Source organism: Gelidimonas diazotrophica (assembly GCF_055694025.1).
The window spans coordinates 3,430,417-3,449,676 of sequence record NZ_CM146349.1 but is presented as its reverse complement, the minus strand read 5'-3'; the positions used below and the strand labels follow the sequence as shown (position 1 = coordinate 3,449,676).

The following is a 19,260-nucleotide window of genomic DNA, read 5'->3' as shown; positions in this document are numbered from 1 at the left end:
ACGCATGCAATTTGACATCGATATCCGTAAGACGCTGCGCTCCGGCAAGCGCACTTTCCACCTGAACGTGCAGCTGCGCTCGAACCGTCAGCGCATTGTCATCATCGGGCCGTCAGGCTCCGGCAAGAGCCTGACGCTGAAGGCGATTGCCGGTTTGATGAGGCCCGACAGCGGCCATATCCGCCTGGGCGAAAGCACGTTGTTCGATGCGCCGGCGGGCGTCAACCTGGCCCCGCAGGCGCGCAATGTGGCTTACCTGTTTCAGGACTATGCGCTGTTCCCGCATCTGAACGTGCGTCAGAACGTCGGTTTCGGCTTGGCGCGCGGCTGGTTCAATCCATGTGAGCGCGATCGGCACGCGGCGGTGGATTATTGGCTGGATGCTTTTCATCTGCGTCATGTGTCCCATCAATTCCCTGACGAACTTTCCGGCGGCCAGCGTCAGCGCGCCGCGCTGGCGCGCGCCTTGGTGACGCGGCCGCAAGCGCTGCTGCTGGACGAGCCGTTTGCCGCGCTCGATCCAGTGCTGCGGGTGTCGATGCGCAGCGAACTCGACGCACTGCAGCGCCGGCTGCAGGTGCCGATGATCCTGATCACCCACGATCCGGAGGACGCGCGGGTGTTTGGCGAACAGGTTCTGGAACTGCGCGAAGGCGCAATCGATGCCGGCAATAGCAGCGATGTTTCACTGGAAATTACGGATTTTGCGGACTGAATTTTTTGCGCATTGTTTTGCACATTGCTGTATGCGGTTTGCCAGCGCAACGCAAAGAATCTCAAATAGATAAGGCGGATAAAGCACATGGAGATGAAAGATAAATCCATCGAGTTGCGCGGTTCGGTATGGATGATGGTGGGCGGCGAGAATTTCGGCGGCCCGGGGCGCGTCGCGCTGCTGGCCAGCATCGCCGAATGCGGCTCGATTACCCAGGCGGCCAAGGCCATCAAGATGAGTTACAAGGCGGCCTGGGATGCCATCGACAGCATGAACAATCTGGCTGGCGAACCGCTGGTGGAGCGACTGGCCGGCGGCAAGGGCGGCGGCGGCACCCGCTTGACCCGGCGCGGCGCGCAGTTGGTGGCGAATTTCGGAATCATCGAGCGCGAGCATCGCAACTTTGTCGATCAACTCAGCCGTCAGGCGCAAGCCGAGGGGATCGCCGACGATTTTTTACTGATCAGGAGAATGACTATGAAAACCAGTGCCCGCAACCAGTTTATGGGCAAGGTCACGCATGTCAGGCAAGGCGCGGTCAACGACGAGATCGAGCTGGAGATCGGCGGCGGCCAGAAGATCGTCGCCATCGTCACGCAGGAGAGCACCAAGGGGCTTGGCTTGTGCCTCGGAGCGGAAGCGTTTGCGCTGATCAAGTCTTCTTCGATCATTCTGGTGACGGAAGACGCGGACGCGAAGTTTTCCGCCCGCAATCGCATCAGCGGCACCGTCTCGCGCGTGCAGCCGGGCGCGGTCAACACCGAAGTCGTGATCGCGCTGGCCGGCGGCGGCGGCGCGGTCGCGGCCATCATCACCAATGAAAGCTGCAGCACGCTCGGACTTGCGGTGGGCGTCAAGGCCAGCGCGATTTTCAAGGCGTCCAGTGTGATTTTGGGTGTGCCGGCGTAAAGCCGGGCGTCACTCCAGGAACATTTGCGTGATTGCAACGGCGGTCGATTCATTTCTTCTGCACGCTGCGGAAGGAATTACATATTTTTATACATAGTCATGTATTTTAAAAACCTCAATTAAATAATGCTGAATATGCATTGTTTTTGCACATACCCCTATTAATTTAGAATTTTCGTATCTATTCAGCCTACTATGAGGTTGATATCCAAGTGACTGCTTTATGTCATTGGCGGTTGTATTGGCGCTGTTTTTGATGTTAGGCCGCTGGGGACGCAGCCGTTTGTGTGCTGCAGAAAATGGATCAGAAATGAAGGCTGTTTGAGCGAAGCGAGTTCCTTCATTTCCCATTTTTTGCAGCACACAAACGGGTACCCGAAGGGCAAGTCTGCGGTCGCCTTTCTTTTGCTCACTTTTCTTTGGCGAAGCAAAGAAAAGTGAGTAGCTGTCGGGCTACCCCCGACAAAGCATCCACGAAGAGTACAGCGATTAATTAAGTCGTCGACTTTGCAGTCACCCTCTCCCCAACCCTCTCCCGCAAGCGGGCGAGGGGGTATTCATAGCGAGGTGAACAGTTACGAATTTTAGTGACTGTCTGCCCGCACTACGGGCGCTTGACGCGGTGCAGCGGATGCAACAAAAACCACAGCGTTAAAAACGGCCATAACAGCGACAGGAAGTGTGCAGCGCCGTTGAAATTCAGGAATTTTCCCTGCACCCAGGCTTGCAGCGTCGCCACGAAGTAGGGATTGACCGGCACGCTGTTGACCGCCAGCAGACTCACTGTCAGCATCAGCACCGCCAGCCGGCGCTGGATCACGGGCTGCGTATAGATCAGGCCGGACAGCATCAGCGCCGCCACCAGCAGGCCGCCCTGGGCTCCGATGGTGAGCCAGACAAAGGCATTTTCGGGCGTAAACAGCAAGGCGCTGGCGAGCGATTTGGTGGCCAGCGCAGCGCCGACCAACACCAGCGTGAGCGCCACTTTGGGCGCGCTCTTGCGCAGCAGACAGTGCAGCAGCAACACCGCGCCGGTCAGGCCGGACGCAGTAATGAGCGTCTCCAGCAGCCAGTATTGCCCGGCGCTAGTCTTAGGATTGCGGCTCAGAAATGTGTTCAGATGGATCGGCGCCGATAGCAGATCGCTTTGCCAGCCGGTCAGTGACTCCGTTAGCGTCTCCGGGACCCAGTCCGATAGCGCATCCGAGATCCAGTCCGACAGGATCGGCAGCAGCTGGCCGTGACCGAACAGGTAGCCTTGCGGAAAAATTTGCGCCAGCGGCCACAGCGCCAGCAGAATCATGCCGCTGCTGGCTTGATGCTGAAACCATTGCTGGCGCAGCAGGCGCAGGCGGCCGCGTTCCAGCAGCGCGGCCGCGCTCCAGGTCGCCAGCAGCGCGCCGATGCAGACGCCGCCGATGTTGGTGTAAAAGTCCAGCATCGAGGACACCCGGCTCGGCAGATATTGTTGCACCGCCTCCATCGTGCCCGATACCAGTGCGCCGGCCAGAATCGCGATGACGACCGCGCCGGCTTTCCTGAACCGCGGATGCAGCGCATACACGATCAGCATGCCGAGCGGAATGTAGCCGCCGATGTTGATCAGGGCATCGAATTTGGTCCAGTATTTCGGCATCGGCGCCCACAGGTAACCCCATGGCGGCAGGCCGACGTCGCGCCAGCCCGAGAATGGAAACCAGCTGGCATAGACGATCAGAAACAGGTAAGCCAGCAGCGTGATGCGTGCCAGCGGCGAAGGTTGCAGTGGCGCTTCTTCGGTCATCGATTATTTCTGCAGCGGTGCAGGTGATACAGGCGTCTCGGCCAGCCACGCCATCATTTCGCCGATCAATGCATCGCTGGCGCTGGCCATCGCCTGCGCGCCGCCGCCGGCGTCGGCGCTGGCTGCGGCTATTTGCTGGCGAAAGGATTTTTGCGCCAGCAGGGTGCGGCCCTTGAACAGCGTGGCGCGCAGCGCGAGTTGCGCGTCGCTCTGGTTCGGGCTGCTGAAGTTCTGGATCATTTCATCGACTTCGATGCGCAGCAACGGCAGCGTACCCGCGCCTTCGCGGCCCGACAGCACCACGGTGCCGGCTTGCGCCAGGCGCGCCTTGAGGCGTTGCTCCAGCAATTGCGCCGGCGTCATGCTCCAGCGGCTGCCGGCATACGAGCGGGTCTGCAAGTCGCTGGCATAGGCCAGCCGGTACCGCATCAGCGGGCTGTTCAGCGCGGCGGGCGCATCCACGCTGGCAACCGACAGCGCCGGCAGCGGGTTGCTCGCACCCGTACCGGCGCTGTCCCCACTGGCCGCACTTGCCACCGGCAGCGGGCCGAAATCGTACAGATTGAGCGGGGCGCGGGTGGCGCAGCCGGCCATCAGCGCGCACAGCAGTAGCAGTACAGGGTGCAAATAATGGCCGGTTTTTTGGAATGGATGCATGGCGGGTCCTTGGTCTGGCGTTATTGCGCGCTGCGGGTTACGGGCTGGCGTGTTGCGTATATACACGTCAGCGTATTTTTCAACTGCCAATGAAATAATGCGGAAAACATATCATTTTTTCCTATACTGTCACATATTTCAATATGTCTAAGGTGCAATCGCTTACCTGCCCTGAAAGCCCGCTTCGCCCGGTCCGGGCGCCGGATCGGGCGCGCCGAGCAGGATGCTTTGCGGGTTTTCGCCGAATTTCTCGATGCTGCGGTTGAGGCTCTGCATCGTGCTGCGCGCTTCGCCAGTCAGGGCATTGATCCTGGGCAATGCATCGCGCTCGATATTGTCGGCAATCGCGCTGTAGTGGTCCGCGGTATCAGTGATTTTGGCCAGCGGCCCGTCAGCGGCCTGCAGTTGCCGGCTGGTCTTGGTCAGATCGACCGTCAGCGCGCTGGCGTCTCTGGACAGCGCCGAGATCGACGTCAAGGCCTGTTGCGCTTGGTCGGCCAGCGCCGGCAGTTTCGCCACGGTTGGTCCCAACTGCTGCGGCAACGCTTCCAGCGCAGCGGCGGCGCTGCCGATGTGATCGATGGCGCCGATGATTTTTTGCTGGTTGGCCGGCGCCAGCAGGGCGTTGAAATTGATGGTCAGGGCTTCGAAATGCTGCAGGATCGCGGCGCTGCGGCTCTGGATGTTGTCGAGGATGCTGGGCCGGATTTCGATCCGTGCCGGGCGGTTTTTGTTGCTGGCCAAGGGCGCCGGCTTGCTGCCGTCGTCGTCCAGCTCGACATAAGCGATCCCGGTCACGCCCTGATAGCCGAGCGTGCCGAAGGTCGACTGCGTGATCGGGGTCTGCGGATCGACGCTGATCTGGACCAGGATTTCGCCCGGCCGTTGCGGATTGAAGCGGATCGCATCGACCTGGCCCACATCGAGCCCACGGTAACGCACCGCTGCCTGCGGATTGAGGCCCGACACCGCCAGCGTGGTCGCCATTTCGTAAGGCACCCGATCGACCCGGTCACGGTTGAACCAGAGCGCGAAAAACACCGCTGCAATCATCAGCGCAACGGTAAACAGGCCGGCCATCAGCGCATGTGATTTATTTTCCATGATGGGTTTCCATTTTATTGATTCGGCCCGGAAAGGGTTTTATTTTCCGGGCTGCCGTTCTCACCCTCTCCCTTTGGGAGAGGGTCGGGAAGAGGGGAGGTATCCAATGCTTCCAGCGCGCGGCGGCCGCGTGCGCCGAGGAAGAAATCCTTGATGAACGGGTGCTCGAAGGCGATCACTGCGGTCGGCACGGCGTTGATGATCACGCGCTTGTCGGCCAGCACCGCAATCTTGCTCGACAGCGCCAGCAGCGTATCGAGGTCGTGCGTGACCATTACCACCGTGAGTTTGAGTTCCTGGTGCAGCGACCGTATCAGGCGCACGAAGGTTTCCGACATGTCCGGATCGAGGCCGGCGGTGGGCTCGTCCAGGAATAGCAGCTCCGGCTCCAGCGCCAGCGCGCGCGCCAGCGCCACCCGTTTGACCATGCCGCCGGACAAATCGGCCGGCATCTTGAGCGCATCTTGCGGACCGAGATCGACCATGCCGAGCTTGAGCAGCACGGTGTCGCGGATCAGGTCTTCCGGCAAATAGCGCAATTCGCGCAGCGGTTGCGCCACATTCTCGAACGCCGACAGCGAGGAAAATAGCGCGCCGTGTTGGAACAGCATGCCCCAGCGCTGGCGCAGCGCCTGCAATTGCTGCGCGCTGGTGCGCTGGATATCTTCGCCGAAAACTCGCACGCTGCCGCTGGTGGGTCGCTGCAAGCCGAGTATTTGGCGCAGCACGGTGGTTTTGCCGGAGCCGGAGCCGCCCACCAGCGACAGGATTTCGCCCGGTTGGACGACCAGGTTCAGGTTTTCAAGAATGACGTTGTTTTCGAAGCGCATGCAGATATCCTGCAGTTCGATGATCGGGCCGGTAGTCATTAGTAGCCGACTCCGCTGAAGACGATTGCAAACACCGCATCGGCCAGGATCACCACCGTGATCGCGCTGACCACCGAGGTAGTGGTGCCGTGCCCGAGGCTTTCGGTATTCGGTTTGATGCGCAAGCCGAAATGGCACGACACCAGCGCGATCAGTGCGCCGAACACCACGCCTTTGCCGAGCCCAATCCAGTAATTCGGCAGCGACACCGCATCCGGCAGCGACTGGATGAAATAGCTGGGCGACATGCCCAGCTGCAGCTGGGCCGCGGTCATGCCGCCGATCAGCGCAATCGCGTCGGTCCAGATCACCAGCAGCGGCATTGCAATCGCCAGCGCAATGACTTTCGGCAGCACCAGCCGGAAGCCGTGCGGCAAGCCCATCACCAGCATCGCATCGAGTTCTTCGGTAACCCGCATCACGCCCAGCTGGGCGGTAATCGCCGAGCCGGAACGCCCGGCCACCAGAATCGCCGCCAGCAGCGGTCCCAGTTCGCGGATGATGCTCATGCCCAGGATATTGACCAGATAAATGTCGCCGCCGAAGGTGTGCAATTGCTGCGCCGACAAATACGACAACACCACGCCGATCAGAAACCCGACCAGGGCGGTAATCCCCAGCGCCTGAAAACCGATATGGAAGATATTCGCCGAAATTTCTTTCCACGGGCCGCGCGCGGGATTGCGCGCGAACTGGCCGAGGTCCAGCATCAGTTGCCCGATCAGTCCGATGAAACTGTGGATGTGTTCAAAAAAATCCAGCACGCCGCGGCCCAGCGTGACCAGTGGCACCAGCCGTGGCACTGGCTGCGGCGGCAACGCGAGATGGCCGGCATCTGCCAAACGCGCAAAAAAGCTTTCCTGTGCGGGGGCCAGCGTCAGCTTGGGCGGCCGGGTTTTGCCCCACAGATTCCAGAAAAATTGCGCGCCGATGTGATCGAGGCGATCAATCTGCGATAAATCCCATTGTGCATTGTTGTTGGGCGGGATCGATTGGACGCTGGCACGGAGCGCCTGCATGACTTTTTTTTGCGCCATTTTTTGCACCAGCCAGGTGCCGGAGGCGCGCAGCGTCACACTGTCGTTGCCGTCAATGCGGTCAACGGTGAGCGTGGGGTCTTGTGTGCCTGGCATGCTTGCAGTGTAAGGGAGAAGTGGCGCTACGTCACTCGGGCGTGCGCAGTGATTCGCTGCCGCTGCAGAAGCTGGCCATTGCGGCATCGAGAATCTTTTCGGCATCCGCTACCAGATCGAAATTATCCGGCGCAAACAACCACAGGTGGAGCAAGCCGTCGAACGTGACGTGCAGCATCAGGGAGGCCAGGCGCAGATCCAGATCGGCCGGCACTTGCCCTTTGGCTTTCGCATTGGCGAGGATGCGCTCCAGCTGAAATTGGCCGTGTGCCAGCCATTCCCGGCGCTGAATCAGAATCGGATCGCTGGCATCGACGAATTCACATTTATGGGACAGGATCGTCAATACCTTGCGGTTATGCGGATTACCGACTGCCTGGCGCATCACGAACAGGCCAGCCTCGCGCAACTGGCCCAGCGGATCATTGGTGCTGGCGTCAGCGGTGGCTTCGATCATGGTTTGCATCGGTGAGCGAATGCGCTGGCACATCGCATCGAACAGATCGGCCTTGTTGGTGAAATGCCAGTAAACCGCGCCGCGCGTCACGCCCGCCGCGGCCGCCACGTCGGCCAGCGAAGTGCTCGACACGCCCTTGGCATCGAAGACGTCTTCGGCCGCATCGAGAATGCGCTCGCGGGTTTCCAGCGCTTTTTCCTTGGTACATCTTGCCATGATGAAATGTCCTTGTTGCCAGCAGTGCAGGCACGACCAGCCTGCACTGCTGAGCCTGTACTACTTGCTTGTAATACTTGCTTGTAATACTTAAATATGTGCGCAAATCCTGATGATTTTTCAATCGTTCATCAATTTAACATACATTCGCGAATGTATATATAATAGCCGAAGTTCCCGTTGCACCAGCAGCATTGAAGCAATATGGGTAGGATGGGTGAAACCCATCACTCTTCAACCGCGGTCAAAAAAATGATGGGTTTCACCCATCCACCTTTTATATACCGGGATTTTCGCATTTGCGTAGTTGCATAGTTGCGCTATTTAGCTGCTGTTTGTTTTTCCCCCATTCACCTGTTCATCTGCCTGCTGCTTGCGGTGGGGCAGGTGGTTTGCCAACCATTACCGTATGAGAGTTCTATGACATCACATCAACGCTTTGCGCGCCTGGCTGCCGTACTCGCCGTGTTATCCATTTTCGCCGGCTGTAGCGAAAAACCCAAGGCCGGGGCAGCGCCCGGTGCCGGCGCGCCAGCGCCCGAAGTGTCGGTGATGACGGTGGCATTGCAGCGGCTGACGATCACCAACGAATTGCCGGGCCGGCTGGAAGCCACGCGCATAGCGCAAGTGCGCGCCCGCGCCGCCGGCATCGTGCAGAAGCGCGAATTCCGCGAGGGCAGCGAAGTCAAGGCAGGCGAGCTGCTGTTCAGGATCGATCCGGCCTCCTATCAAGCTACTTACGAAAGCACCCAGGCAGCGCTGGCCAAGTCCGAAGCCAACCTGGCGCAGGCCAACCTGAAACTGCAGCGTTACAAGCCGCTGATGGAAATCAATGCGGTCAGCAGGCAGGAATACGACGACGCCAGCACCGCACAGAAACAGGCCGCCGCCGACGTCGCCTCAGCCAAGGCAACGCGCGCCATCGCCCAACTCAATCTCGGTTACACCCGGGTGACCGCGCCGATTTCCGGCCGTATCGGCCGTGCGCTGGTGACCGAAGGTGCGTTAGTCGGCCAGGGCGAAGCCACTCAACTGGCGACGATTCAGCAACTCGATCCGATTTATCTCAACCTGACCCAATCCAGCACCGATCTGCTGAAACTGCAGCGCGCGCTGGCCAACGGCGAACTGCAAAGCGTAGGCCAGGGCAAGGCCGCGGTCACGCTGGTGATGGAAGATGGCACGCCGTATCCGCTGCCGGGCAAGCTGCTGTTTTCCGACCTGAGTGTGGATGAAAGCACCGGCGCGGTCAGTTTGCGGGCCGAATTTCCAAACCCGAAACGTCGCCTGTTGCCTGGCATGTATGTGCGCGCCAAGCTGGAGCAGGGCGTCCGGGAACAAGCCATTAGCGTGCCGCAGCAAGCGCTTACGCGCGGTGCCGACGGCGCTACTGTGATGGTGGTCGGAGCCGACGACAAGGTGGCTGTGCGTACGGTGATAACCGGCAGCGCGCAGGGCAATGACTGGCTGATCAAAGAGGGCCTGCAAGCCGGCGACCGGGTGGTGGTGGAAGGGCTGCAAAAAATCAAGCCGGGCGCAGCCGTCAAGGTCGTCGAATGGCACCCCGGGCAACCGAAAGCGGCGGATACTGCCAAAGGCACAGTGCCTTCTGCGCAACAAAATAGCGCTGAAAAGAAAGATACTCCCAAAGTTGTTCCAACCGCAAAAGCGCAATAAGGAGCCACAGAATGGGAAAATTTTTCATTGATCGACCGGTATTTGCATGGGTGTTGGCGATCTTCATCATGCTGGGCGGGATCCTGGCCATCACGCAATTGCCGGTATCGCAATATCCGAACATCGCCCCGCCCACCATCGTGGTGACGGCCGCCTATCCGGGCGCCACCGCCCAGATCCTGGACGATAGCGTCACCAGCCTGATCGAACAGGAAATGAACGGCGCCGAGGGCTTGCAATACGTTGAATCGCAGAGCCAGGCCAACGGCCAGGTGCAGATCACGCTGACCTTTTCCACCGACTCGAATGCCGATCTGGCCGCGGTGGATGTGCAAAACCGCCTGAAACGGGTCGAGGCGCGCCTGCCGCAAGCGGTCACCCAGCAAGGGGTGCAGGTCACCAAGTCGCGCAGCAACTTCCTGATGTTCGTCACGCTGGCATCCAAAGACGGCAAGCTCGATCCGGTTGCGCTGGGCGATTATGCGTCGCGCAATATATTGAATGAAATCAAGCGTGTGCCGGGCGTCGGGCAAGCCCAGTTGTTCGGCACCGAACGCGCGATGCGGATCTGGATCGATCCGACCAAGCTGGTCGGCTACAAACTGACCCCGGCCGATGTCTCGACCGCGATCAGGAACCAGAATGCCCAGGTCGCATCCGGCACCCTGGGCGATTTGCCGAGCCCGGCCGGGCAGCAGATTTCCGCCACTATCGTGGTCTCCGGGCAGTTGTCGACACCCGAGCAGTTCGGCGCCATCGTGCTGCGCGCCAATGCCGACGGTTCGATGGTGCGGCTGCGCGATGTGGCGCGGGTTGAAATCGGCGGCCAGGGTTATGCCACTTCCGCGCGCATCGACGGCAAGCCAATTTCGGCGATCGGGGTGCAACTGTCGCCCACCGCAAATGCGCTGGGCACTGCCAAGGCGGTACACGCCAAGATGGAAGAGCTGTCGAAATACTTCCCGTCCGGCGTTCAGTACGTGGTGCCTTACGACACTTCGAAGTTCGTCCAGATTTCGATTGAAGAAGTGGTCAAGACCCTGCTCGAAGCGATCCTGCTGGTGTTCCTGGTGATGTATCTGTTCCTGCAGAATATCCGCTACACGCTGATTCCTACCATCGTGGTGCCGGTGGCGTTGCTGGGTACTTTTGCCACCTTGCTGCTGTTCGGCTTTTCGATCAACGTGCTGACCATGTTCGGCATGGTGCTGGCGATCGGTATCCTGGTCGATGATGCGATCGTGGTGGTGGAAAACGTCGAGCGCATCATGAGCGCGGAAGGTTTGTCGCCGCGCGACGCCACCCGCAAGGCGATGGGGCAAATTACCGGCGCGCTGATCGGCATCACGCTGGTGCTGATCGCGGTATTCATCCCGATGGCATTCTTCGGCGGCGCAGTCGGCGCGATTTATCGCCAGTTCTCGCTGTCGATGGTGGCGTCGATGTTCTTCTCGGTGCTGATGGCGTTTACCCTGACGCCGGCACTGTGCGCGACGATTCTGAAGCCGGTCGAGGCCGGTCATCATCACGAAAAGACCGGTTTCTTCGGCTGGTTCAATCGCAGATTCAGCCGTACCGCCACCGGTTACCAGGGTTTTATCGCCAGGATGCTGGGCAAGACCGGGCGTTACATGCTGGTGTACGGCTTGATTGTGGTCTGCGTCGGCTTGCTGTATGCGCGTTTGCCGGCATCCTTTTTGCCGTCGGAAGATCAGGGCTATCTGGTAACCAACATCCAGTTGCCGCCCGGCGCCAGCACCGGCCGCACGCTTGAAGTCGTCAAGCAGGTCGAGGATTACTACCTGAAGCAGCCCGGCATTGCCCATATCGTCGCGGTGACCGGCTTCAGCTTTTCAGGCAACGGCCAGAATGCCGGCCTGGCATTTACGCCGCTGAAAGACTGGAGCGAGCGCGGGCCGGAAGATTCGGCCGATGCGATTGCCGGCCGGGCCATGGGCGCGCTGTCGAAAATCAAGGATGCGATCGTGTTTCCGATCAACCCGCCGCCGATTCCTGAACTGGGCAACGCCACCGGCTTCACCTTCCGCTTGCAGGACCGCGCCGGGGTTGGACACGCCGGGCTGGTCGCTGCGCGCAATCAGATGCTGGGCATGGCGTCCAAGAGCAAGGTGTTGGCCGGTGTCCGGCCCGAAGGGCTGGAAGATGCGCCGCAACTGGAGCTCGATATCGACCGCGACAAGGCCAACGCGCTCGGAGTGTCGTTTGCCGACATCAATAGCGTGCTCTCGACGGCGCTCGGTTCCAGCTATGTCAATGACTTCCCGAACCAGGGCCGTCAGCAGCGCGTGATCGTGCAAGCCGATGCGCCGCAACGGCTGCAGCCGGAGGATCTGAACCAGCTGTACGCCCGCAATGCGCAGGGCGCGATGGTGCCGTTCTCGGCCTTCGTCAGCTCGCGCTGGATTACCGGTCCGGTGCAACTGATCCGCTACAACGGCTATCCGGCCATGAAGATTTCCGGTGGCGCTGCAGCCGGCTCCAGTACCGGCGATGCGATGACCGAAATGGAAGCGCTGATGACCAAACTGCCGCCCGGCTTCGGCTTTGAATGGACCGGCCAGTCGCTGGAAGAAAAAACTTCCGGCTCGCAAGCGCCGCTGCTGTACGCGTTGTCGCTGCTGGCGGTGTTTCTGGTGCTGGCTGCGCTGTACGAAAGCACCTCGATTCCGGTCGCGGTGATGCTGGTGGTGCCGCTCGGGATTCTCGGTGCGCTGTTGGGCGTGACCCTGCGCGGCATGCCCAACGACGTGTATTTCAAGGTCGGGATGATTGCGGTGGTCGGCCTGTCGGCCAAGAATGCGATTCTGATCATCGAATTCGCCAAGGATCTGCAGGCGCAAGGCATGGGCCTGATCGAAGCCACGCTGGAAGCGGTACACCTGCGGTTCCGGCCGATCATCATGACTTCGCTGGCCTTCATCCTCGGCGTATTGCCGCTGGTGCTGGCCAGCGGCGCGGGCTCGGCCGCGCAACGCGCGATCGGCACCGGCGTCATGTTCGGCATGATTGCCGCCACCCTGCTGGCAGTGTTTCTGGTGCCGGTATTCTTTGTCGTGGTGCGCACCCTGTTCAAGGGCAGCGAGCGGCAGCGCAAGATGTACGCGAGCCATAAGCAAATCGATGTGGAGAATGAAAGTGTTTAAATCCAAAATGTTCAAATCGAAATTTTTTAAACCCGTGCAGCAACGGATGCCGGCTTTGTTACTGGTCGCCGGCGTGCTGTCGGGCTGTTCGCTGACGCCGCAATATGTGCGCCCGGATGCGCCGATGGCTGCCAGCTACGGTGACCAATCGGCCAGCACCGCATCCGACAACGCCGCCAGCCGCTCGGCGGTCGACATCGGCTGGCGCGAGTTCTTCACGGATGCGCGGTTGCAGGCCCTGATCGCCAGCGCGCTGGAGCACAACCGCGATTTACGCACAGCCGCGCTGCGCATCGAAGAGGCGCGGGCCCAGTACAACATCCAGTCGGCCGACCGGCTGCCGAACCTGAACGCTACAGCCAGCGGTTCGCGCAACCGGACGCCGCCCGATCTGCGCTCGCAAGGCAGCACCGCAAGCATCAGCAGCCGCTACGACGTCGGCGTCAGCCTGGCCTCGTTCGAGCTGGATTTTTTCGGCCGGGTGCGCAGCCTGAATGACGCCGCGCTGGCGCAATATCTGGCCACCGAAGAAGCGCGTCAGTCAGTCAAAATTAGTTTGGTGGCGGAAGTCGCCAAGGCGTATCTGGCCGAGCGCGGGTTTGCCGAACAACGCGCGCTGGCGCAGCAATCGTTCGATGCACGCACTAGCGGCTACCAGCTGGCGCAGAAACGCTTTGAAGTCGGCGCCAGTTCCGCGCTCGACCTGCGCCAGGAAGAATCCCTGCTGCAGACGGCCAGAGTGGCGTTAGTCACGCTGTCGCGCCAGCGCGCCCAGGCGGAAAACGCGCTGGTGCTGCTGGTCGGCAAGCCGTTGGCCGAGTTGCCGCCGGCACAAGCGCTGTCAGCGCAAAACATTGTCGCCGAAATCCCGGCCGGACTGCCGTCGGACCTGCTGGCCAGCCGTCCCGATATCCGCCAGCTTGAGCAAAAATTGAAATCTGCCAATGCCAATATCGGCGCAGCGCGGGCCGCATTCTTCCCGCGCATTGCGCTCACCGCCAGCGCCGGCACTGCCAGCAATGCGCTGGCGGGATTGTTCGACGCCGGCTCCGGCGCGTGGTCGTTCGCGCCGCAACTGGTGTTGCCGATCTTCGATGGCGGGCGCAACCGGGGCAATTTGAATCTGGCCGAAGTGCGCAAAAACCTGGCGATTGTCGATTACGAAAAAGCCATCCAGAGCGCCTTTCGCGAAGTCTCCGATGCGCTGGTGGCGCGCAGCCTGCTCGATGAGCAGATCGAGGCCCAGGCCGCAGTCAAGGACGCCGAAGCCGAGCGCCTGAAACTCTCCGAAGCGCGTTTTCGCAACGGCATCGCCAGCTCGCTCGACGTGCTCGACGCCCAGCGTCAATCGTTCGCCGCCGAGCAAACGCTGGTGCAGGTGCAGTTGTTGCGCCTGACCAATGCGATCGACCTGTACCGCGCGTTGGGCGGCGGTTGGCAGGAAACCAGCAGCGCCGCACAATAAGCGGGTAACCGTTCAGCCCGCTATGAATACCCCCTCGCCCGCTTGCGGGAGAGGGTGACTGCAAAGTCAACGACTTAATTAATCGCTGTACTCTTCGTGGATGCTTTGTCGGGGGTAGCCCGACAGCTACTCACTTTTCTTTGCTTCGCCAAAGAAAAGTGAGCAAAAGAAAGGCGACCGCAGACTTGCCCTTCGGGTACCCGTTGGTGTGCTGCAAAAAATGGGAAATGAAGGAACTCGCTACGCTCAGACAGCCTTCATTTCTGATCCATTTTCTGCAGCACACAAACGGCTGCGTCCCAAGCGGCCTAACATCAAAAACAGCGTCAATACAACCGCCAATGACATAAAGCAGTCACTTGGATATCAACCTCATAGCAGGCTGAATAGAAACCTACTTTTTTAAAAAAACGTGAGTATCGTTAAAAATAGTGTGTTTTCCGCATTTTTTTAGAGCATTCTAAAAAATACTCATCAATGAGTGTGTAGGGCGGGTGCAACTCGCGCGCCATCGGCAATAGATTGTCCCGATGCGCCGCCGCGGGTTGCACCCGCCCTACGTGCTTTCGGTTTGGCCACGGAATTTTGCGGTATCTTCAGGCCGGCTTCAGCTTGATCCAGCGGCCAACCCTCGCTACGAATTCGCTGGCTGTGAATGGTTTGGCAAGATAATCATCCATGCCGGCGGCGAGGCAACGTTGCTGGTCGCCTTCAATCGCACTGGCGGTGAGCGCGATTACCGGCATTCTGGCCGCGCCTGTCTTGGCTTCCTTTTCGCGCAAGCGTCTGCTGGCTTCGTAGCCGTCCATCACCGGCATCATGCAATCCATCAAAACCAGATCAAAGCGCTTATGTTCGAGAGCTTCCAGCGCCCGCTGTCCGTTTTCCGCCTCTTCCACCACGCATCCTCTCTTTGTCAGCAGGATGCGCACCAGTTGCCTGTTTATTTCCGTATCTTCGACCACCAGCACGCGAATAGCATCGGCGTGTACTAGGTCTGCGGCAGGTGCAACAGCAGGCAATAGTGCGGGAACGGCTGATGGCGCGCCGGGCGCAGTCACCTGGTCGGCGATGTGGCAGGGAATCTGGAAGGTGAATTTCGATCCGGCGCCGGTGGCGCTGGTGCAGCTGATCTGGCCGTGCATCAGATCGACCATACGCTTGCAGATGGCCAGGCCCAGGCCGGTGCCGCCATATTTACGGCTAATCGTGTTGTCGGCTTGGCTAAACGGTTTGAACAGGTGTTGTTGCGCTTCCTTGCTGATCCCAATGCCGCTGTCGATAACGCAATAGATCAGGTGCATGACGGCTGGGTTTGTGCAATCGAGGTGCGCGCTGAAGGTGACCGTGATCTGGCCCGAAGGCGTGAACTTGATGGCATTGTTGATCAGGTTGCCCAGCACTTGCCGGATGCGCATTGGGTCTGTGTGCGCCCAGTGCCGTGGATGCGGACCGATCCGGGCATCGATTGCAAGATGCTTTTTAGTCGCATTGGATTGGTGCAGATCGATGACGTCCTGGATTAGCCGGACTGGATCGAAGGAAATCGTTTCGATTTCCATGTGGCCGGACTCGATTTTTGAAAAATCGAGAATCTCGTTAATGATGCGCATCAGGTCCTTGGCGCCGTTGCACACGTTGCTGGCGTAGGCCTGCTGGCTGCTATCGAGTTTCGTTTCCAGCATTAACTCCGACATGCCAATGATGCCATTCATGGGGGTGCGGATCTCATGGCTCATCATCGCCAGGAATCGGGACTTGGCTTGGTTGGCGGAGTCGGCCTGCGCCTTGAGCGACAGCGCTTTTTCGGCGTCCTGCTCGCGGCGCTTCAAGATGATGGCCATGAGCACAAACGCGATGGCCAGCGCGAGCAGGCTTCCCAGTGTGATCCCTCCCAGCAGCCATATCGTGCTCCGCCAGCCGCTCAGGAACATATCTTCGGTGATGGACGCATTCACAATCAGCGGATAGTCCCTGACCAGTTGTACCGCGCCCATGCGGTACACCTCCTTGAATTCGGACGCCGAGCGCGGACTCCGCGTCAGGATGACGTCATGTTCCTTGCCCTGTTCCATGACTTCATAGGTCGAGCCGGTGAGGTTCTTTTTCCCCGTGATGTTTTCCACGTTCGGCCAGCGCGCCAGCAAAGTGTAGTCGCGCCGGTACAGCGAGACCGATGCATGCTCGCCCAGGCTGACGTTCTTGAAGAAATTACTGAAGAAATCGCACGATATCCCAACCAGCACTACGCCGAGAAATTTGCCATCGGCGTTGTTCAGGCGGCGGCTGATGTAGAAGGTCCACTTGCCATTGCCCTTATTGCGTACTGGCTGGCTGAGGAACACTCCGGGGTCTACCTTGCGCTGGTGATGCTCGAAATAGTCGCGGTTGGCGAGGTTGATCGCGGGTGCCGGGAAAGAGCGGGTAAAAGTAATCACATCGCCATTGGTGCCAACGATGGTCGCCACGTCGACCTGCGGCAAGCCGCTGATCTTGTCGCGCATCATCTGCTGCGTCTGCTGGTTGCGGAAAGTCTTCAGCAGCCCGGCATGGTCAGCGATATCGGCGTTGCGGACCGTCTCGGCCAGGCTATCGAGCACCAGATAGGCCGAGGCCATGGTCTGCGAGGTGTTCTCCGCCAGCACCAGTGTCAGGTTGCCGAGCTCCTGGCGCCAGTCTTCTATCGCCCGGTCATGCAATATCCAGCTCGATGCAATCGTCATCACGGTAAGCAGAACGATCACCACGCTGCCGATGATGGCCGTTGCGCCCCTTGCACTCCTGGCGCTCATTGCACTTCCCCTGGCCCAACGCATGGGATTCCATCGCTGTTTCACGGGTTTGCGGGTTCTCTTGGCTGATGCTGTCGATTGCATGTGATGGGACCGGTTCTGGTGCGGATATTCGGGTTGCAGTTATGCCGGCGCCGCATTTCGATTGCGCCCGGCGCCCTTCTGAAAAGACACGATGCTGGCCTGCACCTCTTGCATGACCGCGCCGAATAAGCGCGTCAGTTCAGGAATATGCGGCGCCATGCTGTCCTGATCGCCGTGCAGCGCAAGGTTTTCGATGTCCTGGAGCATCTGCGTCAATTGCGTGGCCCCGACCAGCGACGTTGTGCCCTTGAGCGCATGGCTCGCATGCGAAGTTGCCTTGCAGTCGCCGGCCAGAATCGCCCCTTCCAGGCGCACCAACAGCGGCGGGGCGATTCTCAGAAAAGTCTTCGACAAATCGCGAAACGACGCAAGGTCGTCCCCTGTCGCCTCCAACAGGACGAATGGATCGATATGGTGATATTGCTGATCGGGCATCGGTATGTTCCGCAAAGATTGTTGATGCTCCAGGGTAACTCCGGGCTCACTATAAGGGAAAAATCAAGCGCCTTCAGCGCGCGACGATCGCGCTGATTCAAGTGGCAACGAAAAGGAAAATGTCGAACCTTCTCCCTTTGAAGACTGCAACGATAGCTGCCCGCCCATCAGTGCGACGAGTTGCGCCGCGATGGCCAAGCCAAGACCGGCGCCATTCCCGGCGCGTGTAGGCGCGTCATCCACCTGTGAAAACTTGCCAAAAATTTGTTGCTGGAGTTCCGGCGGCACGCCTCTCCCGCTGTCCGTCACCTGGAACTGCAGGCTGCCTTGCGTGGTTGCGACTTTCAGCCGGATCTGTCCCGCGCCGGTAAAGTTGACGGCGTTGCGCAGCAGGCTGTCGAGCACCCGCAGCAGCTTGGCGCGGTCGCATGTGATTTCGGCGGGCAGGTCGGGATCGATGTCGAACCCGAGCCCGATCTGTTTGGCGCTAGCGCTGCCCTGGTGGCGATGGATTGCTTGCTGCAGCATTTCCCTGAGGTTTTCGCGCCGCATCGACAGTGCGATTTTTCCGGACTCCAGCGCGCTCAGTTCAAGCACCGATTCAATCAGAGCGAGCAGACGGGTGCCGCACTGGTGGATGGATTGCGCGAAGCCGCCTTGCTCCGATGCGCCGAGTTCCTCCGTGAGCAACTCCGAAAAGCCGAGAATGCCATTGAGCGGTGTGCGCAGCTCATGCGACATGTTGGACAGGAAGCGGGATTTTGCCTGGTTCGACGCGATCGCCTGCTCACGGCTTGCCATCAGCCGGCCCACCAGCACGATGATGCCGCCAGTAAAAAGCAGGATGATGATGGTGGTGAGACTCGCCAGCAGCAAAGCCTGCAATCGCGTCGCGTAATACGGTGCGAGCTGTTCTTCGATATCGACCCCGACCGACACATACAACGGATAGCGCTCCAGTTTTTCATACGCAAAGATGCGCTCTCTGCCGTCGATCGCGCTTTTTGTCTGGATGAGCCCGTGGCCATTGGCCTGCATCGCCTTGAACAACACACTGGCGGAGACATCCTGTCCCATGGAGTCGCTATTGCCAGTGCGGCGCACGCGTATCACGCCATCCGCGCCGGTCAGCGTTATCGCACCATGATTGCCGACATCGATGTCGTGGTAGAGCCGCGTGAAATACTGCGGGTCCATCGAAACCACGACCACGCCCTTGAGCGCGCCGTCCGGATGGTTGATGCGGCGCGTCATCTGGATCGACCATTTCTTCGAAACCCGGCCGAGCACCGGCTTGCTGATGAACAGAGCGCCACTGTCGGCCTCCATGTGGACCCTGATATGTTCGCGGTCGCGTAAATTCATCGGCTTGAAAGCCCGGCTGGAAAGGAGGATGTCTCCCTGCGCATCGACGATCGAAAAGAGGTTGTAGAGGTCGCCCGGGTTGAGCCCCATTTTCAGGTCCTGTGCGATATCGAGCGCGTTGCCGACCGCGTTGTAGCGGTAGCGCAGATAAGTCACGGCCTGATCGGCGGCTTCAATGGTGCGGCTCGCGTGCGCATCGAACAGCCGCGCCAGGCTGCGCGCATCGCGTTGCGCATTGTCTAACTGGACGCGTTGTGCTGCGCGCAGCTGGATCAGCGTCATGGCCCAGACGCCGGTGATCAGCAGTGCTGCGAACACACACAAAAGAACCCGTGCATCGATTTTTTTTAATTGCTTCACTGACGTTACGCGCATTGCATGCAAGACATGAAAAGCATTGTCCACGAAAGACACGAAAAGCACGAAAGAATGCAC

Annotated in this window: 14 protein-coding genes; 5 read left to right on the top strand and 9 right to left on the bottom strand. The window is 59.8% G+C overall.

All coding sequences use genetic code 11. The features are described 5' to 3' along the window. Nucleotides 1–4 precede the first annotated feature (4 nt). Both KGFNPO_RS16025 and KGFNPO_RS16020 read left to right on the top strand, forming a co-directional pair. Nucleotides 5–715: an ABC transporter ATP-binding protein gene (locus tag KGFNPO_RS16025; protein ID WP_472632228.1), complete on the top strand. Its 711-nt coding sequence runs from the start codon at nt 5–7 to the stop codon at nt 713–715. A gap of 87 nt (nt 716–802) precedes the next feature. After that, the gene (locus tag KGFNPO_RS16020) at nt 803–1,624 is read left to right on the top strand and encodes a TOBE domain-containing protein (protein ID WP_472632227.1); all 822 of its coding nucleotides are present in this window, start codon (nt 803–805) and stop codon (nt 1,622–1,624) included. A gap of 604 nt (nt 1,625–2,228) precedes the next feature. On the opposite strand, the gene KGFNPO_RS16015 is transcribed toward KGFNPO_RS16020, so the two are convergent. The 6 genes from KGFNPO_RS16015 to KGFNPO_RS15990 form a co-directional block, all read right to left on the bottom strand. After that, nucleotides 2,229–3,407 (bottom strand): VanZ family protein, encoded by a 1,179-nt coding sequence (locus KGFNPO_RS16015; protein WP_472632226.1) that lies wholly within the window; start codon nt 3,405–3,407, stop codon nt 2,229–2,231. A gap of 3 nt (nt 3,408–3,410) precedes the next feature. Continuing rightward, the gene (locus tag KGFNPO_RS16010) at nt 3,411–4,064 is read right to left on the bottom strand and encodes an ABC-type transport auxiliary lipoprotein family protein (protein WP_472632225.1); all 654 of its coding nucleotides are present in this window, start codon (nt 4,062–4,064) and stop codon (nt 3,411–3,413) included. Between the two features lie 162 nt (nt 4,065–4,226). Continuing rightward, nucleotides 4,227–5,168, bottom strand: a complete 942-nt coding sequence (locus KGFNPO_RS16005; protein WP_472632224.1) for an MlaD family protein — start codon at nt 5,166–5,168, stop codon at nt 4,227–4,229. Nucleotides 5,169–5,182: 14 nt separating this feature from the next. After that, nucleotides 5,183–5,998, bottom strand: coding sequence for an ABC transporter ATP-binding protein (locus KGFNPO_RS16000; protein WP_472634510.1), 816 nt, complete (start codon nt 5,996–5,998; stop codon nt 5,183–5,185). A 38-nt stretch (nt 5,999–6,036) separates the two neighbouring features. After that, entirely contained in the window at nt 6,037–7,170 is a 1,134-nt protein-coding gene (locus KGFNPO_RS15995; protein ID WP_472632223.1) for an MlaE family ABC transporter permease, read from the bottom strand. A gap of 31 nt (nt 7,171–7,201) precedes the next feature. Next, entirely contained in the window at nt 7,202–7,843 is a 642-nt protein-coding gene (locus tag KGFNPO_RS15990; RefSeq protein ID WP_472632222.1) for a TetR family transcriptional regulator, read from the bottom strand. A 420-nt stretch (nt 7,844–8,263) separates the two neighbouring features. Here KGFNPO_RS15990 and KGFNPO_RS15985 point away from each other — a divergent pair, with 420 nt between their 5' ends. The 3 genes from KGFNPO_RS15985 to KGFNPO_RS15975 are packed head-to-tail and all read left to right on the top strand — an operon-like array spanning nt 8,264 to nt 14,149. Next, nucleotides 8,264–9,520, top strand: coding sequence for an efflux RND transporter periplasmic adaptor subunit (locus KGFNPO_RS15985; protein ID WP_472632221.1), 1,257 nt, complete (start codon nt 8,264–8,266; stop codon nt 9,518–9,520). Nucleotides 9,521–9,531: 11 nt separating this feature from the next. After that, entirely contained in the window at nt 9,532–12,684 is a 3,153-nt protein-coding gene (locus tag KGFNPO_RS15980) for an efflux RND transporter permease subunit (RefSeq protein WP_472632220.1), read from the top strand. A 7-nt stretch (nt 12,685–12,691) separates the two neighbouring features. Further along, nucleotides 12,692–14,149 (top strand): efflux transporter outer membrane subunit, encoded by a 1,458-nt coding sequence (locus tag KGFNPO_RS15975; protein WP_472634509.1) that lies wholly within the window; start codon nt 12,692–12,694, stop codon nt 14,147–14,149. Nucleotides 14,150–14,745: 596 nt separating this feature from the next. Here the strand turns inward: KGFNPO_RS15975 and KGFNPO_RS15970 are convergent. The 3 genes from KGFNPO_RS15970 to KGFNPO_RS15960 all read right to left on the bottom strand — a co-directional run bounded on the left by KGFNPO_RS15970 (nt 14,746) and on the right by KGFNPO_RS15960 (nt 19,260). Next, nucleotides 14,746–16,941: a response regulator gene (locus tag KGFNPO_RS15970; RefSeq protein ID WP_472632219.1), complete on the bottom strand. Its 2,196-nt coding sequence runs from the start codon at nt 16,939–16,941 to the stop codon at nt 14,746–14,748. 123 nt (nt 16,942–17,064) lie between these two features. Next, complete coding sequence (locus KGFNPO_RS15965; protein ID WP_472632217.1) at nt 17,065–17,460, bottom strand: Hpt domain-containing protein; 396 nt, start codon at nt 17,458–17,460, stop codon at nt 17,065–17,067. Nucleotides 17,461–17,523: 63 nt separating this feature from the next. After that, entirely contained in the window at nt 17,524–19,260 is a 1,737-nt protein-coding gene (locus tag KGFNPO_RS15960) for a cache domain-containing sensor histidine kinase (RefSeq protein ID WP_472632216.1), read from the bottom strand.

Coding starts and splice junctions, on each gene's coding strand:
- KGFNPO_RS16025 (WP_472632228.1), top strand. CDS start 5: ATGCAATTTGACATCGATATCCGTAAGACGCTGCGCTCCGGCAAGCGC.
- KGFNPO_RS16020 (WP_472632227.1), top strand. CDS start 803: ATGGAGATGAAAGATAAATCCATCGAGTTGCGCGGTTCGGTATGGATG.
- KGFNPO_RS16015 (WP_472632226.1), bottom strand. CDS start 3,407: ATGACCGAAGAAGCGCCACTGCAACCTTCGCCGCTGGCACGCATCACG.
- KGFNPO_RS16010 (WP_472632225.1), bottom strand. CDS start 4,064: ATGCATCCATTCCAAAAAACCGGCCATTATTTGCACCCTGTACTGCTA.
- KGFNPO_RS16005 (WP_472632224.1), bottom strand. CDS start 5,168: ATGGAAAATAAATCACATGCGCTGATGGCCGGCCTGTTTACCGTTGCG.
- KGFNPO_RS16000 (WP_472634510.1), bottom strand. CDS start 5,998: ATGCGCTTCGAAAACAACGTCATTCTTGAAAACCTGAACCTGGTCGTC.
- KGFNPO_RS15995 (WP_472632223.1), bottom strand. CDS start 7,170: ATGCCAGGCACACAAGACCCCACGCTCACCGTTGACCGCATTGACGGC.
- KGFNPO_RS15990 (WP_472632222.1), bottom strand. CDS start 7,843: ATGGCAAGATGTACCAAGGAAAAAGCGCTGGAAACCCGCGAGCGCATT.
- KGFNPO_RS15985 (WP_472632221.1), top strand. CDS start 8,264: ATGACATCACATCAACGCTTTGCGCGCCTGGCTGCCGTACTCGCCGTG.
- KGFNPO_RS15980 (WP_472632220.1), top strand. CDS start 9,532: ATGGGAAAATTTTTCATTGATCGACCGGTATTTGCATGGGTGTTGGCG.
- KGFNPO_RS15975 (WP_472634509.1), top strand. CDS start 12,692: ATGTTCAAATCGAAATTTTTTAAACCCGTGCAGCAACGGATGCCGGCT.
- KGFNPO_RS15970 (WP_472632219.1), bottom strand. CDS start 16,941: ATGAGCGCCAGGAGTGCAAGGGGCGCAACGGCCATCATCGGCAGCGTG.
- KGFNPO_RS15965 (WP_472632217.1), bottom strand. CDS start 17,460: ATGCCCGATCAGCAATATCACCATATCGATCCATTCGTCCTGTTGGAG.